This is a genomic window from Metabacillus flavus, from assembly GCF_018283675.1.
In the GTDB taxonomy this organism is placed as follows: domain Bacteria; phylum Bacillota; class Bacilli; order Bacillales; family Bacillaceae; genus Metabacillus_B; species Metabacillus_B flavus.
Genome location: NZ_JAGVRK010000001.1, coordinates 3,300,656 through 3,318,076 on the forward strand (window position 1 = coordinate 3,300,656; position 17,421 = coordinate 3,318,076).

General features: G+C 42.3%; 14 protein-coding genes, 2 pseudogenes and 2 riboswitches. Of the genes and pseudogenes, 6 read left to right on the forward strand and 10 right to left on the reverse strand.

Features of this window, described 5'->3' with window-relative positions:
* Nucleotides 1-7: 7 nt before the first annotated feature.
* Both J9317_RS17040 and J9317_RS17045 read left to right on the forward strand, forming a co-directional pair.
* Nucleotides 8-994, forward strand: coding sequence for an ABC transporter substrate-binding protein (locus J9317_RS17040; RefSeq protein ID WP_211560752.1), 987 nt, complete (start codon nt 8-10; stop codon nt 992-994).
* 114 nt (nt 995-1,108) lie between these two features.
* The gene (locus tag J9317_RS17045) at nt 1,109-1,834 is read left to right on the forward strand and encodes a ZIP family metal transporter (protein ID WP_211560755.1); all 726 of its coding nucleotides are present in this window, start codon (nt 1,109-1,111) and stop codon (nt 1,832-1,834) included.
* A 69-nt stretch (nt 1,835-1,903) separates the two neighbouring features.
* Here the strand turns inward: J9317_RS17045 and J9317_RS17050 are convergent, their stop codons facing one another.
* The 4 genes and pseudogenes from J9317_RS17050 to tatA form a co-directional block, all read right to left on the reverse strand.
* On the reverse strand, nt 1,904-3,238 hold the full coding sequence (locus J9317_RS17050; RefSeq protein WP_431190693.1) for a TrkH family potassium uptake protein: 1,335 nt from the start codon (nt 3,236-3,238) through the stop codon (nt 1,904-1,906).
* 595 nt (nt 3,239-3,833) lie between these two features.
* On the reverse strand, nt 3,834-4,430 hold the full coding sequence (uptA, locus tag J9317_RS17055) for an undecaprenyl phosphate transporter UptA (protein WP_211560758.1): 597 nt from the start codon (nt 4,428-4,430) through the stop codon (nt 3,834-3,836).
* 133 nt (nt 4,431-4,563) lie between these two features.
* Nucleotides 4,564-5,810, reverse strand: a pseudogene (locus J9317_RS17060) (dicarboxylate/amino acid:cation symporter).
* Between the two features lie 153 nt (nt 5,811-5,963).
* A riboswitch (cyclic di-AMP (ydaO/yuaA leader) is annotated at nt 5,964-6,105 on the reverse strand.
* A 28-nt stretch (nt 6,106-6,133) separates the two neighbouring features.
* Nucleotides 6,134-6,331, reverse strand: coding sequence for a twin-arginine translocase TatA/TatE family subunit (tatA, locus tag J9317_RS17065; RefSeq protein WP_035413458.1), 198 nt, complete (start codon nt 6,329-6,331; stop codon nt 6,134-6,136).
* A gap of 213 nt (nt 6,332-6,544) precedes the next feature.
* Nucleotides 6,545-6,721, forward strand: a riboswitch (Lysine riboswitch).
* A 121-nt stretch (nt 6,722-6,842) separates the two neighbouring features.
* Between tatA and J9317_RS17070 the strand changes: the two genes are divergently transcribed.
* Complete coding sequence (locus J9317_RS17070) at nt 6,843-8,276, forward strand: amino acid permease (RefSeq protein ID WP_211560761.1); 1,434 nt, start codon at nt 6,843-6,845, stop codon at nt 8,274-8,276.
* A 118-nt stretch (nt 8,277-8,394) separates the two neighbouring features.
* On the opposite strand, the gene J9317_RS17075 is transcribed toward J9317_RS17070, so the two are convergent.
* The 6 genes from J9317_RS17075 to J9317_RS17100 form a co-directional block, all read right to left on the reverse strand.
* Nucleotides 8,395-9,648 (reverse strand): cation:dicarboxylate symporter family transporter, encoded by a 1,254-nt coding sequence (locus J9317_RS17075; protein ID WP_211560773.1) that lies wholly within the window; start codon nt 9,646-9,648, stop codon nt 8,395-8,397.
* Between the two features lie 255 nt (nt 9,649-9,903).
* Nucleotides 9,904-11,079: a D-alanyl-D-alanine carboxypeptidase family protein gene (locus tag J9317_RS17080; RefSeq protein WP_211560776.1), complete on the reverse strand. Its 1,176-nt coding sequence runs from the start codon at nt 11,077-11,079 to the stop codon at nt 9,904-9,906.
* Between the two features lie 206 nt (nt 11,080-11,285).
* Complete coding sequence (locus J9317_RS17085) at nt 11,286-12,773, reverse strand: UDP-N-acetylmuramoyl-L-alanyl-D-glutamate--2,6-diaminopimelate ligase (RefSeq protein ID WP_211560780.1); 1,488 nt, start codon at nt 12,771-12,773, stop codon at nt 11,286-11,288.
* A 187-nt stretch (nt 12,774-12,960) separates the two neighbouring features.
* Nucleotides 12,961-14,340, reverse strand: coding sequence for a class II fumarate hydratase (gene fumC / locus J9317_RS17090; RefSeq protein WP_211560790.1), 1,380 nt, complete (start codon nt 14,338-14,340; stop codon nt 12,961-12,963).
* Between the two features lie 47 nt (nt 14,341-14,387).
* Nucleotides 14,388-14,927, reverse strand: coding sequence for a GNAT family N-acetyltransferase (locus J9317_RS17095; RefSeq protein WP_211560793.1), 540 nt, complete (start codon nt 14,925-14,927; stop codon nt 14,388-14,390).
* A gap of 2 nt (nt 14,928-14,929) precedes the next feature.
* Nucleotides 14,930-15,115, reverse strand: a complete 186-nt coding sequence (locus J9317_RS17100; RefSeq protein WP_211560796.1) for a YvzF family protein — start codon at nt 15,113-15,115, stop codon at nt 14,930-14,932.
* A gap of 169 nt (nt 15,116-15,284) precedes the next feature.
* On the opposite strand from J9317_RS17100, the pseudogene J9317_RS17105 reads away from it, so the two are divergent.
* From J9317_RS17105 to J9317_RS17115, 3 genes and pseudogenes are all read left to right on the forward strand, one after another.
* Nucleotides 15,285-16,091 (forward strand): annotated as a pseudogene (locus J9317_RS17105) (EcsC family protein); the annotation flags it as partial.
* Nucleotides 16,092-16,279: 188 nt separating this feature from the next.
* Nucleotides 16,280-16,609: a DUF3243 domain-containing protein gene (locus J9317_RS17110; RefSeq protein WP_211560803.1), complete on the forward strand. Its 330-nt coding sequence runs from the start codon at nt 16,280-16,282 to the stop codon at nt 16,607-16,609.
* A gap of 24 nt (nt 16,610-16,633) precedes the next feature.
* Nucleotides 16,634-17,383 (forward strand): SDR family NAD(P)-dependent oxidoreductase, encoded by a 750-nt coding sequence (locus J9317_RS17115; protein WP_211560806.1) that lies wholly within the window; start codon nt 16,634-16,636, stop codon nt 17,381-17,383.
* The last annotated feature ends 38 nt before the right edge of the window (nt 17,384-17,421 follow it).

Genomic DNA, 17,421 nt, shown 5'->3' on the forward strand with positions numbered 1-17,421 from the left:
TTTATAGATGAGTCGTACATACAGAAAGTCCTGGTTAAGCATCACCGCATTAATTCTTAGTCTTACCCTGTTGCTGGCAGCCTGCGGCGGCAATACGGAAAGCAAAAAGGAAGAAGCCAGTCCAGAAGAAACGTATCAAGTAAAGCATGCAATGGGTGAAGCTAAGATCCCGAAAAAGCCTGAACGTGTCGTTGTTTTAACAAATGAGGGTACTGAAGCTGCGCTGGCCATGGGGGTCAAGCCTGTTGGAGCGGTTCAATCCTGGCTTGGAAATCCTTGGTATGATCATATTAAGAATGATATGAAGGATGTAAAAGTAGTAGGAACAGAAAGCGAAGTAAATGTAGAAGCCATTGCTGCCTTAAAGCCTGACTTGATTATCGGCAACAAAATGCGTCAGGAAGCAGTTTATGAAAAGTTAAGTGCCATCGCGCCAACTGTATTCGCTGAAACACTTCGCGGAGATTGGAAGGAAAACTTCTCTCTTTATTCCAAGGCTTTAGATCGTGAAGAAGAAGGAAAGAAAGTTATTGCAGATTTCGATGCACGTATTGATTCCATTAAAGAAGAAAGCGGAGATAAACTTTCCCAAAAGGTTTCAGTCGTTCGCTTTATGGCCGGCAAAACCCGTGTTTACTACAAGGACACGTTCTCAGGAGTTATCTTTGATCAGCTTGGAATTAAGTACCCTGAAGCAACGGATAAGCTGTTTGCTGACAATCAGGAAGATTTGTTTGTAAGAGAAGTTGGCAAGGAAGCCATTCCGCAGATGGATGGAGATTTGCTCTTCTATTTCACTTATGCTCCCGAAGGGGATAAAGAAGCGGTTAAAACTGAAGAAGAATTCACAAAGGATCCTCTTTGGCAAAACCTTAATGCTGTGAAAAACGGTAAAGCTTACAAAGTAGATGATGCCATTTGGAATACAGCAGGCGGTGTTATGGCTGCAAACAAAATGCTGGATGAAATCGAACAATACATCATTCAAAAATAATACGAAAAGCTGAAGGGAATCTCTCCTTCAGCTTTTTTGATATCAGAAAGGAATACAGTTTTTCTCCTTAGGGTAAGGATAGAATAGAAACTCACGTAAAAGGCTGGTGAAAATATGGGGCAAGCAGCATTATGGGGCGCTTTTGCGGGATCGTCGATTTTAATCGGTGCGCTTTTGGGAATGCTGAAACGAATCCCTCCGCGCATGGTTGGATGGATCATGGCATTTGGAACAGGAGTCCTGATTGGAGCTGCTTCCTTTGATTTGTTAGAGGAGTCTTTGGATGGAGGGGGAATCACTTCCACCACGATCGGCTTCATTGGAGGAGCTCTGCTTTTCACGGTAAGCGAGCTCATCATCGCCAACAAAGGCGGACATCAGAGGAAGAGATCCAAGGAAAACCCTGAAAATCATTCTGGCGTCTCGATTTTTATAGGAACGATTATTGACGCCGTGCCTGAATCCGTCATTATTGGTGTAAGCATCCTTCAGCAGGGCTCTGTTAGTATTTTGATGGTTATTGCTGTTTTCATCAGTAATTTCCCAGAAGGATTGTCAAGTACAACCGGTTTGATTAAAGATGGTTATTCAAGAAAGAAGATTTTATTTATGTGGGTAATTGTCGTTTTGCTGGCTACGGTCAGTTCTTTGCTCGGTTATTCTCTTCTGCAAAATGCTTCACCTGTTTTCACGGCTTCAATTGGAGCCTTTGCTGCTGGAGGCATCATTGCAATGGTCGCTTCCACCATGATGCCGGAAGCATATGAGGAAGGCGGTCCAATTGTAGGAATGATCACTTCTTTAGGTGTTTTATGCTCGATGATTTTATCTCAGCTATAAGCATATTAAAAGCCCGCTCATCAATAGAAGCGGGCTTTGTTTATTCCATTTGCAGCGTGCACAATCTCATCATCCAGTCAGGATATCCTCTTTCGGGTATCTCACTAGCTCTTTTCCGGAAGGTGTGGCGAGAGAATAAATAAGGGTTAGCGGTCCAACTTTCCCAAGAAACATGATAAAGACGAGAACAATTTTTCCGAAATCCGTAAAGTTGGCTGTTACTCCCATCGAGAGCCCGACGGTACCAAATGCTGAGACTACTTCAAACGCAATCTCCAGGAAGGATTCATTTTCTGTAATCGTCATGAGGAAGATCGCAGCGACGATAAAAAGAATAGATATGATGGTAATGGATAATGCTCTTACAATGTAACCCCCATCAAGTGCACGCTTGCCAACGGTAATTTCCTTTCTCCCCTTTAAAAAAGTCAGGGTAGCCAAAAAAATAACGATGGCCGTGGTCAGTTTAATTCCGCCTCCTGTTGAGGCACTTCCTGCTCCAATAAACATCAGAATCATGATGAAAAAGATGGATGCTTCATGCATAGCTCCTATATCAAGTGTATTGAATCCGGCAGTTCTTGGTGAAACTGCCTGAAACCAGGATGCCCACAGCTTATCTGCAAGTGAGAGCCCTCCCAGTGTACCCGGATTTCCGTATTCAAGAACAAAAAGAAGCAGCATCGACATCAGATTTATAACAAGCGTGGCTATCAGCATAATTTTTGTATGAAGGCTGAATTTCTTAAACCGCTTATTCTGCCACATATCCACCAATACGGTAAAGCCTATTCCACCTACAATGAAAAGAGCACTAATGACGATATTGATAATGGGATTCCCGACATAATTAATTAGATTATTAGAGAAAAGACCAAATCCTGCATTATTAAACGCGGAAATCGCGTGGAAAAACCCATAAAAAACACCTTTTCTCCAGCCTAATTCAGGGACCCACACAATCGATAAGAAAATCATTGCGACAAACTCAATGGCAAAAGCAAATATGAACATGTACTTCACCAGGCGGATGACACCGCCGATATTTGTCTGATTTAATGCCTGCTGCATCACCATTCGATCTTGAATACCGACTTTTCTTCCAAGCATCATGTAGATCAGCACGGCAAATGACATAATTCCAAGTCCGCCAAGCTGAATCAGGAAAGCGATTACTGTTTGTCCAAACATTGTAAATGCTGTGCTTGGATCCACGGAAGAAAGACCTGTTACGGTCATAGCAGATGTTGTCACAAACAAAGCATCTACCCATGAAATTCCTTGGGTAGTGGACAATGGGAGCTTTAGCAGGCAGGTGCCTGCCGCAATACCTATAGCAAATGTTAAAACAAGCAATTGAGATGGTTTCAGTTTAATGACTTTCGGCATCTTCATCCGCTGCATTCCTTCCTCCTCAAAACGGGCTATATGTTCATTTTTTCAAATAACAAGCAGGATATCTCCTTTTCCTGCTTGTTCTTATGCAGGGGAACTTCATTTCTCTATATCCTAACCATATTGCAGGAAAACCCGGCTCGAATATTCAAATCGTTTAGGGATTGTTGATTTATTTTATCTGCTGCGACTAAATCCGCCATGCATCTGCCTCTCCAAACACTTACGAGGTTAGCTGTCGGATTGGCCATAAAGGAGGAGCTTTCACCGCCATACAGTTACGGCTTCCACGCTCCAATAGATACAGAGCTAAACATAAGTGAAACCTATCGTTTGAATGGTACGAAAGTATCTTACCTTTGATTGATGGGATAGTAAAGGGTAAAAAAGTATACAAAACAAAACTGTTCTATTCTTTTTATAGAATATTAGCACCTGATGATCGGTGCGGAAGGCGTGAGACTCCGGCGGGAGCAGCGGGACAGATGAGGTCCCGATGGTGTAAAGCGGCATGGAGGCGCAAGGATAAGCAAACGCCTGCAGAAAATCAGCAGCCAAGATAAACAGAGCTAAATGTAAAAAAACTCTGCGAAATTTGCAGAGTTTAAATGGTTTTGCTTTTTCTTGAACTTTTAGCAAAGAGATACACGGCTATAATCAAGATGAAAATGATAACAATCGGAATAACAAATGGCTGGGCATATTCCTTGATATGCATCCAATTGCTTCCTAGCTGTATGCCTAAAAACAGAAAGAGAATCGTCCATGGGATAATGGCAGCTACTGTATAAAGAGTAAACTTCCATACAGGCATTTTAGCGATCCCCGCCGGAATGGAAATAGCATGTCTTACAACCGGAATAAATCTTGCTGAAAAAATAACGCCTGTTCCATATTTTTCGAACCATTCTTCTGACATATCAAGGTGCTTCCTTTTTATGAGAAGATATTTACCGTACTTTTCAAGAATAGGCCGCCCTCCAAAATACCCAAGCCAATAAAGGAAAAGCTGAGCAAACGTACCGCCGATAACACCGGCAACAACCGCTCCAAACATTTCTATTCTTCCAAGGGAAATCAGATAGCCCCCGTATCCGAGGACAATTTCACTCGGTATAATTTCAATCATCAGTCCAATGGCGATTCCTGCATACCCTAAATCCGCTAACATTTCTAAAATTCCAAAAATGAATTCTTTCATTTGCCGCTCCTTTGCTTCTCAAAAATTCTATATTCTACTATACGCCCTAAGCAGACAAGTATTCAACCTAATATTTATTGGTGAAGCATGAAAAGACCTGCAGCAAAATCGCTGCAGGTCTTTTCCCTTACTATTACATGCTCTCCGCTATTTTTTTGTCGGGAGGCATACTTCCGTTTTTCTTCTCTGATTCGGCTACAATTACCGCACATGCTGCATCTCCAGTGATGTTAACTGTAGTACGGGCCATATCCAATAGACGGTCAATTCCAAGAATAAGGGCAATCCCTTCTACAGGAAGATTAACCGAATTTAGTACCAGTGCAAGCATAATCAGTCCGACTCCAGGGACTCCAGCTGTACCGATACTTGCAAGCACTGCTGTAAGAACGACGGTTAAGAGCTGTGTAATCGTTAGATCCTGTCCATATACCTGTGCAATAAATACAGTGGCAACCCCCTGCATAATCGCCGTACCATCCATATTAATAGTGGCACCGAGAGGCTGAACAAAGCCGCTGATTTGTTTAGGAACACCCAGATTTTTTTGCGCCGTTTCCATGGATACCGGCAGCGTTGCGTTACTGCTGGATGTGCTGAACCCAACTGTCATCGCTGGAGCAAAGCCTTTAAAGAACCAAATCGGGCTCTTTTTCGCCAATAACATGATGCTTGAACCATAAGTCAGGAAGGCATGAATGACAAGGGCCAGTACAACAACGATAAAATAAAGCCCCATTGCCTTAATGGCATCAAAACCCTGACTCCCTACTGCTGTCGCAATCAATCCGAACGTACCGTATGGGGCAAATTTCATGACAATCCCAACCAGATACATCATTAAATCATTTCCCTGTTCAAGAATCTTTTTTACTGCAGCCGTTTTTTCCCCAAGCATCGCAATACCAAAGCCGATGAAAACAGAGAAGGCAATGATTTGCAGCATATCACCGCTTGCCATTGCTTCAATTGGATTTTTGGGGAAGATGTTTAATAGCGTATCAGAAACAGAAGGTGCTTCCTCTGCTTTATATTCCGTATTTTTCGTGTCAAACTCTCCTGCATTTCCAGGCTGAATAACTAAAGCAAGGACAAGGCCAATGATAATGGCAATCGCAGTAGTCGATAGAAAATAGACGATTGTTTTCCCTCCAATTCTTCCTAGTTTTTTTGGATCTCCCAGCCCTGCAACCCCTAATGTTATAGAAAAAAAGACAATGGGAACTACGAGCATATTGATTAAATTAAGAAAAATCTTACCTAAAGGAGTAAATAGAAAGGTATCGAGCTGCTTAAATAGGTCAGGGGAAGTAATATTCAAGATAATTCCGACAATTCCCCTGCAATCAAACCGATAATGATTTTTGTGGCTAATTTCATAGACTACCTCCTGTTGTTAAACTATTCAAAAAACTATAGCTCACTAGTTTTTCCCAAAACAAGCTGTTGCTAAACATATAAAGCACGCATAAAAAGCCGCGAGAAGAGATCTCACGGCTTTTACAGTCAAATTAAACGATCTTTCCTGCTTAACATTCCAATTTAAAGGATCTCTTAGCTGTCGGATTCGGACGAAGAGAAATGTCCTTCCTTCTATTAAATGGATTCACCCCAAGTGCCCTTGCACTTGTTTTGGTTCCCCCTCTCCCTTATTGGAACGAAGACAAAATAAAAACAGCCTGCCTAAGCAAGCTGTAAGTTCATTATGGGCGTGCCTGTTCTTCTGTCTTTTTAGCCGCTGCCTTATCGTCGTCTTCTTCCATCATTCCGCGTGTAGCATTTTTAAATTCACGAAGCGTTCTGCCCGCCGCTTTTCCAAGCTCCGGCAGCTTTTTCGGTCCAAATAACAGCAATGCTACGACTAAAATCAATAAAATTTCTCCAAACCCCAAACTGCCCATCTATTTAACCCCTTTGTGTTACAGTTTGTCACTCTTGCCTAAATTATAGGGGATACCGGCAAGAATTCCAAGTGAATTCTGGGAATAATCTGAGCTGCCACGTGATGAAAGGAATTTTAAGGAATTCTTCTTTACCTGTTGACGGTATTAAGAAAATCATTTATTATACTCAAGAATCGCAATTAAATACGTCAAAATCCTCACTCTATATCTCGGTGAGGTAGAGGTTGCACCGATTATGAGTAATCAGTCAGAAGCCGTTGGGGCTAGTGATGACTGCTGAAAGGAAAAGGTGCCGAAGCAATCTGAACCAACAATCAGATTTGCTGGGCCTGTATTAAATAAGTACAGGACTGCCGCAATCTTCATCCGCGGAGCGCTATCAGGAGATAGGTTGAGGCGACTATGTATACAAAACGCATGGATTGCTCCATGCGTTTTTATTTATGTACATAATCTCATCCGTCTTCCTTAAGATAAGTAATAGAAAGAAATAGGGAGGATTTATAATATGGAACAAAAAAAATGGGGCTTCTGGCTTCTCTCCGCATTTGTTATCGGAAATATGGTCGGATCCGGTATCTTTATGCTTCCAAGTACGCTTGCGCAAATGGCAAGCCCGATGGGGGCAGCCTCTGCCTGGCTGGTGACGGGTCTTGGGGTATTAATGATCGCTTTCGTATTTGGAAATCTTTCCATGAGAAAACCTGAATTGACGGGCGGACCGCAAAGCTACGCTAAGGCGATGTTCAAATCTGAAAAAACCGGGAAAGTAGCGGGTTTCAGTATGGTTTGGGGCTATTGGGTTGCGAACTGGATCAGCAACGTTGCCATTATTACAAGCTTTGCAGGTTATTTATCAACGTTTCTTCCTGTAATGAAGGATCCTGCCGTTCTTTTCACCATTGGATCACAGGATTTTGAAAAAGGCAGACTTCTTACGTTTGCTGTTTGTACGATTTTGCTGTGGGGCACTCATACCATATTGGTGAATAATTTAAATGCTGCCGGCCGGTTAAATTTTGCCGCAACGGCTTCAAAAGTAATTGGATTCATGCTTTTCATCGGAGCTGCTTTGTTTGCATTCCAGGGTGCTTCTACAGGTGAATGGTATTTCGATGTACAATCTGCTGCAGGAGAACCGCAGGGACTTTTCAAACAAGTTCAGCTTGCTGCTGTTTCCACACTATGGGCTTTTGTTGGAATTGAATCCGCCGTGATCCTCTCGGGACGGGCCCGTTCACAGGCAGATGTTAAAAAAGCAACCATCTTCGGACTGTTTGTAGCATTGACTATTTATATGATTACAACGTTGCTGACCATGGGGGTTATCCCAAGAGAAGAACTTATGCAGTCAGATAAACCTTTTGTGGATGTATTATCTCTATTCATTGGAGACGGCGGCGGAATCGCGATGGCTGTGCTTGCCTTAATCTCTTTGTTCGGATCTACTCTTGGATGGATCCTAATGAGTTCAGAAGTGGCTTATCAGGCAGCTAAATCAGGTATTTTTCCTGCTGCATTTGGTAAGAACAACAAAAAAGGAAGTCCTGTTGTTTCCCTTACGATTACAAACATTATGTCCCAGCTGTTTATTTTCTCTGTTATTTCAGGAACAATCAGCGAGGCTTATACGTTCCTCACTACTTCTGCCACACTCGCCTACTTGATTCCGTACCTTGTTTCATCTATTTATTATTTGAAGCTGGTCATCAATGGCGAGACGTTTAACGAAATTAAAGGTTCAAGATTAAGAGAAGGAACCATTGCTTCTTTGGCCCTATTGTACAGCGTGTATGTCATCATCTCAGGCACATCTGATTTAAAAACTTTTTTCCTCGGAATAGGGTTGTTTCTAGTCGGGTTTATCGTATATCCGCTGCTTAATCGAAATAAAAAATCTGAAGGCAGGAAGCTTGAGACAGACACGGAAACATTAAAATAAAACTTGGCAGCCAGCAGGCGCTCGCTTTCCACTCCGTTAAAAATCAATACAAGGCTTTAACAATTATCAGCTGAAAAAAGCCATAAAAAAGAAGCTGGCACGATGCCAGCTTCTTTTTTTACGCTGTTTTTCTTGCTTCCTCTAAAGGTACAGGCTTAAATTCGCCTTCCCATTTCGAGATAACAACGGCTGCTAAAGAGTTTCCTACGATATTTACTACCGTACGGCCCATATCAAGCAGACGGTCGATTCCTGCTATGAAAGCAAGACCTTCAACCGGGATTCCGACAGTTCCCAATGTTGCAAGCAGAACAACGAAAGAAACCCCAGGCACACCCGCAATCCCTTTAGATGTAACCATAAGCACAAGCATAAGAGTCAGCTGCTCTGCAATCGACAAATCAATGCCGTACATTTGGGCAATGAAAATGGCAGCAAGAGCCTGATAAAGTGTTGATCCATCCAGATTAAAGGAATACCCGGTCGGGATAACAAAGGAAGTGATGGCTTTCGGACAGCCAAACCGTTCCATTTTCTCCATAATCCTTGGAAGCACCGTTTCTGAACTGGATGTAGAGAATCCGAGGATCAATTCATCCTTCAGAAGCTTAATAATATGAAAAATGTTTACTCCAACGATTTTCGCAGTAAGCCCAAGTACGACAACAACGAAGAAAATCATGGTAGCATATACTAAAATCATCAGCTTGCCAAGAGGTATTAAAGAATCAAGTCCGAACTTTGAAACAGTAATTCCAATTAGAGCAAATACACCAAATGGTGCGAACTTCATGACTTGATTTGTTACATAAAACATGGTGTCTGCTGTTCCCTGGAAGAAAGCGAGCACCGGCTTTCCGCGTTCACCAATTGCTGCTACTCCTAAACCGAACATAACAGAGAAGAAGATAATGGCGAGCATGTCCCCTTCTACAAATGATTGGAAGATGTTTGAAGGTACAATATGAACGAATGTATCGGCAATCCCGTGGCTTTCTACACCTTCAGCCGTATCCACATAGCTTGAAATATCGGTTTTTTCCAATCCATCCTTATCAACTCCTGCACCCGGCTGAAAAATATTAGCCGAAAGCAAACCGATGACAATCGCGATTGTTGTAATGATTTCAAAGTAAATAATGGTTTTGCCACCAAGTTTTCCGAGCTTTTTGGTATCACCCACACTCGCAACTCCGACAATAATACTGGAAATGACGATTGGAATAACAATCATCTTAATTAATCGTAAAAAGATATCTCCAACGGGCTGGAGGTAGCTAACGACAGTCGGGTTACCATAAAAAATAGCCCCTACCGCGATACCAAGCCCAAGACCTATCAATATTTGCCATGCTAAACTGATTTTCTTCACATAGAACAACCCCTTTACTGTAATGAATAATCCAAAAAAAGAAGAAATTGGGAACTAAGGGTTTAGATTACGCCTTTTACTCTGTGCACGCTGATAGTTCAATATCTTATCTGATATTTAACTTTTTTACAATACAATTTTCGACATAATTTTCACAATTCAGAAATGAGTATTCTCGAATTAGTATTATGGCAATATATTCAGGACTATCGTCTGCCTTTATATCAAAATAATTCTTTAATGGCAAAAAGAGCTTCAATATCTTCTGGTCTGATAATAAAGCACTCCTCCAACTCCAATAACTAACAGAGAAGCCATTACAACCGCCAATAAAAAATGGGCGTGGAAAAAACTATTTTTTCCAGAATGGGCGTGTTCGATGGATGGACTTATTCCCTGTCCTTCAGGAACAGCTGATTCCAAAGGGGCTTCTGCCAGATTTCTGCCGTCTTCTCCCTTTACAATTAGCTGATTTGATTTGCTGATTTGAGTTGTTACTTTTTCTCCATCATACTTCGTATAAAACAATGGATGTGTTAATTGAAGCGGTTCTTGCTGTTCGTTTTTCAGAGATGCCGTAGGAGCTATATTTTCTGTTTCAAAATGAGTGAATCCATAATCAAGCAGCTTCTTGGTATCATCATAGGTCCCTTGATCGTCCCGGGATTTGAGGGTAACTGCGATGAGGCTCAGTCCATTTCTTTCTGCTGAAGTAACCAGCGTATAGCCTGCTTGGGAAACAAATCCGTTCTTTCCACCTGTTACACCGTTATAGGGCTGCTGCTTTAGCATTTTGTGGTGGGTAAAAATAGTCGTATTCCATGACTTCCCTTCCCATTTCAGGGCTTTTGTACCGAAAATCCTTGAGAATTCTTCATTCTTTTTTGCATATTGTGTTATTTTAGCCATATCCGCTGCTGTTGTTTGATGCTGCGGATCAAAGAGTCCATTTGGATTAACGAAATGCGTTTGGGTAACACCTATTTCCGTCTGCATGTATTGATTTAGATCTTCAGAAAATTCGCTGACGCTGCCGCTTAAATGCTCCGCAATCGCTACTGCTGCATCATTTCCTGAATTTATAAGCATACCCTGAATGAGCCGCTCTAAAGAAACCCGTTCTCCCTCTTCAAGAAAAACCTTTGTTCCTTCTGCATTTCTAGCGTTTTTGCTTACGGTGACCTCTTCATCTAAGTCTCCATGCTCAATTGCATAAATAGCTGTAGCAATTTTTGTAATGCTTGCTGGATACATGGACGTATGTCCGTTCTTTTCATATAGGATTTGACCCGTCTTAGCATCCATGATTAATGCAGCATCACTGGCAAGAAGAAGCTTCTTATCTCTTTCTTCTTTCCCTTCTGCTTTAGCAGGATGCACAAAAATGGATAGGGTAAAAATTGCAATCATTAGATGCAGAATCTGCTTCATTAACTCATTCTCCTTATCTATATCCTGCTATAATCCTTTCTTAGAATATCAACTTCATTCTTTTATAACAATGTAAAAAAATTGAATGACCTGTATATCCTTTCATCCCATATAAATATTTGGAAATAACTTAAGTGAACGAAATAGGAACCTGGTTACATTTGACCCAGGCTCCTAAAAAATGAAATACTAATCCTATTCATTATTTATTCAGCTTTTTTCGCTTGCGCCGCAGCTGTTCTTTGCAAATAGCTTATCGTTTCCCCATCAGAAGCGGCCGGCAATTCAAATGCCTGCTGATAGGGTTCTGCACCTTTTCCGGTTACAACAATCCAATCCCCCGGCGAAGCATGCATAAACATATATTGAATAGCCATGGTTCTGTCTGAGATGATCCTGCCTTTTTCATTGCCGAATGCGGTCTGCAATTTTTCTAGCTCATATAAAATTTCGTGCTCTGGTAGACCATTTAAATCATCCTGTGTAAGAACATACCCATCGCTTAAATCTGAAGATAGTTTAATCATCTCACCGCGCTTCGATTCATCCCTTCCGCCTCTGAACCCAAATACATGATACACCTTTTCCGCCCCGCACTCTTTAGCGGTCTTCAGACAATGATAAAGAGCCTCCGAGGTGTGGGCATAATCCACCATAAGAGTAGGCTGACTGTCTTCTTTGTACACTTCATTTCTGCCGGGCACACCTGGAAATTTCATAAGCGCTTCTGATATCACCCGTTCCTCAATTCCCATTTTCTTAAGAGTCAAAAAGGCTAGTCCCGCATTATAAATATTATGAAGACCTGGTACGGCGAGCTGAATAAAATGTCCTCTGTTTTCTGTTTCATTCAAAATAGCAGCCGGAAACTTACTCGTTTTCCATTCTGATAAGCGTAAATCATTTCCCATGTTTTCCCCGAAAGTGTATAGCTCTTTTCCTTCCGATCTTAGATTTTCCGCAAGCTTTCCCCCCCATATGCTGTCCGTGTTAATGAAAGCTTTACCGGAAAGGGACAGCTGCTGAAAAAGCTTGGATTTCACTGCAAAGTATTCTTCCATTGTATGATGGTAATCCAGATGATCCTGATCCAGATTTGTAAACAAGGCGTAATCAAATTCCACACCTTCAACTCTGTGCTGACTAATACCGTGAGAAGAGACTTCCATAACCACATATTCATCATCACTTCTATAAAGCAGTTCCTGAAGCTGAAGACTGTCAGGAGTCGTGTTGGAGGCGCGGTACCATTTTCCATTTATGTAATTGGCAATAGATCCGAAAAGAGAGCAGCTCAATCCGGCTGTTTCAAGAATATGTTTAATCATAAAAGCAGTCGTGGTTTTCCCGTTAGTGCCTGTGATTCCAACCATTTTATGTTTCTTTTGAGGCATTCCGTAGAATGCAATCCCAAGCAGAGCCATTTGCTTTCTGCCGTCCTCAAGCTGAATATAAGGAACAGGAAGAGCTTCCTGCAATACTTTTTCTCCAGCCACAGCTGCAGCCCCTGCTTTGATCGCGGCTTCAATATACTGATGTCCATCTTGCTGAAATCCGCTGATGGCAATAAACAAATCGCCGGGTTTTACATTTCTGGAATCTGAGGTGATACCGGTTATTTCAATTCCGTGCCAGTCTCTTAAAGCAGACTCAGGCCATATGGAGGAAGTTAAAAGCAGCTGATGTAAATTCATAGGTGACAAACTCCTTAAATTCTCTATTTCACAAATGGTTCGAAACCCGTCTTCTTTTTCTATCCTTTTGGCACTGAACCCTTTTTTAACATTATTGTTTGCTGAACAAACTACTTTTAATTCCGTTATAATATGGAAAACAAAAAAAAACGCGCCTGTTCATCATCGGCGCGCCATGGTAAGTTTTTTATGTAGATTGTGTCATATTTTCCGGAACTACATATTGATCGAATTGTTCCTCCGTCAGCAGATTTAAGCTTACCGCCGCTTCTTTAAGAGTCAACCCTTCTTTATGGGCATGCTTGGCAATTTTCGCTGCATTCTCATATCCGATATGAGGATTTAACGCGGTTACAAGCATGAGTGATTCATTTAAGTATTTTTCAATCACTTCATAATTTGGCTCAATCCCTTTGGCACAGTGCACATTGAATGAATTGATCGCATCCCCAAGCAGCCGGACTGACTGAAGGAAATTATACAGAATTACTGGCTTATAAACATTCAACTCGAAATTCCCCTGGCTTGCGGCAAAACCGATGGCTGCATCATTCCCCATCACCTGTACCGCTGTCATCGTCAGTGCTTCACTTTGTGTAGGATTGACTTTCCCCGGCATAATCGAGCTTCCAGGCTCGTTTTCCGGAATGGTTAGTTCCCCGATTCCGCATCTGGGACCGCTTGCTAAAAAGCGGACATCATTTGCAATTTTCATCGCATCTGCTGCAAGGCCTTTAATTGCACCATGTGCATACACGATTTCATCATGTGATGTTAACGCGTGAAATTTATTAGCGGATGATACAAATGGCATCCCCGTATATTTGGCAATTTCAGCAGCCGTCCTGCCGCCGAATTCAGGATGTGCATTGATTCCGGTACCGACAGCCGTTCCGCCAACGGCAAGATTGAGAAGGTGTGATGCTCCTTCCTCAATCATCCCTTTCGATCTTTCCAGCATATACGACCAGCCGCTTATTTCCTGTCCTAATGTAATAGGTGTCGCATCCTGGAGATGGGTTCGGCCGATTTTTACGAGGTCCCTGAATTTATCCGACTTCTCGTTCAGCGTGATCCGAAGCTGTTCTGCAGCTGGAATGAGACGCTCTTTCACCGCTTTCAATGCAGCAATATGCATAGCGGTTGGAAACGTATCATTCGAGCTTTGGCCCATGTTCACATCATCATTCGGGTGAATACGGATTTCTTCCTTTTCAAGCAATTCGTTTGCTCTCCGGGCTACGACCTCATTCACATTCATATTGCTTTGTGTACCGCTTCCGGTTTGCCACACGACAAGAGGAAATTGATCATCCCATTTCCCATCAAGAATTTCATCGCACGCCTTTACGATCGCTTGTGATTTTTCACTCGAAAGCTTGCCCAGCTGCTCATTGGCAATGGCTGCGCTGCGTTTCAGGACAGCAAAAGCATAGATTACTTCAAGCGGCATTTTCTCCGTGCCGATTTTAAAGTTTTCTTTGCTCCGCTGTGTTTGCGCTCCCCATAGTTTATCCGCAGGTACTTCAATTTGACCCATTGTATCCCTTTCAATTCTTGTCTCCATCATTCATCCCTCCCCTGATTTCTTTCCCCTTTGCACTTAGCCGCTAATCAAAAATTGAACGGAAATTCCTCTTTTAACAAGGAAAAAAGCATGACATCCTCATACTGCCCATTCATACGCTCATATTTACGCAACCGACCTTCATGCTGAAATTGGAGTTTTTCCAAGAGGTGAATAGACGGCTTGTTTTCAGGAACCACCTTTGCTTCAATCCGGTTTGCCCCCATAACGGTGAAGGCATGATCAAAAAGAAGGATAAGGGCCTCTTCCATATAGCCCTTTCCCCAATACTGCCTGCCAAGCTCATAACCGATCTCACCCCGTGCATTCTCCTCGTCCCAGTCATTAAATCCGCAGGTCCCCAGAATTTCTTCTGTATTCAGGTCAAGAATCGCCCATCTGTATGCTTTTTTCTTCCCAGCCAGAGAGCGGAGAATGTAGATCATAGACCTCACTTCTGTAATGGTCGCAGCAGCCTGCATATTTAAATAGCGGACAACCTCAGGATCAGACCAAATGGGGAAAAGTTTCTCTGCATCCCTTTCTTCCAGCTCCCGAAGCCGGATTCTTGCTCCTTCTTTACTCATCTCTACTCCCCTAACGGCTGGCTCTTTAATTTAAGATCCAGATAGATGCGCTGATCTTTGGAATACTTGTACTTAGGATTGGTTCTTCCATATTCTTTTGATGTATATGTAACCGTATAATTTTTTTCAAAAGACTGTATGATTGCATCCAATTCTTCTTTATTACCCATTATCCGTATTTGTGCCACTTAAATCTTCCTTTTCCGTATGATTTCATCATCTTACCGGGTACAAATTGGAATGTCCAGAGGAAGATTCTTTCTAACTCCGCTCCTTCTCTCTATAATGAAAGAGAATGAAACTTCCTTAATAGATAAGACGTATTATCAATAAAATACAAGAAGAGGAGACATAACCATGGATACGAAAGAAACACTGCAGCACTCCTTATCCGAAGTCGAGAAATGGGAAAAAGATCAGCAGGGGTTATGGTTTTGGGAAAAGATCACCCGCCTTCCGTTTAAGCTTCTGGACAAAATAACTCCCGCCTTCATACAAAAGAAAATTGGTGTCCTTCTTGATGAAATCGGAAATTACGTTCAAACAGGCGGAAAATATTTGACACAGGAAAAAATGATGCTTAAAAAGCTTGCAGAACAAACAGGAAACGATATCGAAACCATTGAAGATGCTGCAAAAGCTTCTGTTGAGGATATGAAAAAAGTATGTCTTGACATACGGGAATCCCGCGGCAACATCGCAACCGTTCAAGGTGCTTCCACTGGTTTCGGAGGAATGTTCACGCTGGCCATCGATATCCCTGTCCTTTTAGGACTGTCCCTTAAAACCCTCCAGGAAATAGCGATTGCACATGGATACGACCCAAGCAAAAAAGAAGAACGGATTTTCATTGTAAAATGCCTGCAGTTCGCATCTGCTGACATTGTCGGGAAGCAGGCGGTGTTAAACGAGCTATCCGGCTATCACACAAAAACTCATTCCTCTGAAGTCTTCTCCCAGCTCCAAGGATGGCGGGAAGTCATGTATTCATACAGGGATACATACGGAGTAAAAAAACTGCTGCAAATGATCCCGGTTGCAGGCATGGTTTTCGGAGCTCTAACCAACCGTTCCATGATTAAGGAGCTTGCAGAGACAGGCACGATGCTTTATCAGAAAAGAAGAATTTTGGCAAAGCTGGATGAATTGGAAAAAGAAGCGCAGGAACCCGCATCCATTGAGGACAGCGAAACACCAGCTCTTCCATCAGGCGAATATCCGGTACGCCAGCCGGGGTCCTTTGTTTTTGTTTTGGACATTTTGCCATCAGCAGCACATCCAAGACTGTAAATTCGTTTACTTCTCCAGCACGAAGGCTATTACAATACTAATCTTTCAGGAGGAGGATAAAAATGGCTTTCGAAAAAGATACAGCGATTCACGATGAAAAGATAGAAGGTAAAATGGATCAGATGAGCAAGGAAGAAATGGACAGCATTTTGGATAACTTTGAGCATTTCAAATCTTACCTGCACGATAAAGTGAGTAAGGGTGAAAAACTTGGATTGAGTGAAGACGTTTTGGCGAAAGCTGCAAAAACAGCAGCGGAATATTTAGCAAATAATGTTGAACCAAAAAACCGCGAGGAGTATTTGCTGAAGGAACTGTGGAAATCAGGAAATGATGAACAGCGGACACATCTATCCCATATCCTTGTGAAATTAGCTAAAAACGAAGCATAATAACTGGCCGAAAGGATGTTTTGCATGCAAAACAAAGTTGTTATTATTTCAGGAGCCACCTCAGGGATTGGAATGGCAGCAGCTCTCACATTTGCGGAAAAAGGCGCTAGCGTGTATGCACTTGGCAGGAATGAAGAATGCGGCAGGAAGCTTGAATCAAAAGCAGAAAACCTCGAAGGCACGATTACCTTTTCAAAGACAGATGTCGGTCGGGAAGAGAGCGTTAAGGAGTTTTTTGAAAGACTTGGGGAAGAACAGGACGGATTCCATGTTCTTTTCAACAATGCGGGAATAGGCAATACAGCAATCGGACCGCTTAGCAGAATTGATGAGGAAGATTGGGAGAAGCTTTTTAATACGAATTTAAAGTCCCAGTACTTTATGCTTAAGCATGCTGAGAAATACTTTTCAAAAAATGAGCCTGTCAGCATCATCAACAACGCGGCCATTGTCGGAAGCGAGAAATTTCCGCCTGCCCTCCCAGCATACAGTGCAAGTAAAGCAGGAGTTATTGCCATGACAAAATCGCTCGCCTCCCGCTTCGTGAAACGAAATGTCCGGGTAAACGCCATTTCGCCGGGTCCAGTTGATACTAAACTTGCCAGAGGTCTTTATCCAAATGAAGAATCCTATGAACAGGCAGAAAAAAATCATCCGCGAGGCAAATTCGGCAGTCCCGAAGAAATTGCAAAAGCTGTCTTCTTTCTGGCAAGTCCAGATTCCAGTTATATCAATGGGCATAACCTGATTATAGATGGGGGTTATTCTCTTTAAGTAATTATTTAGGCTGATTTAATCAGCAGGCGCGGGAC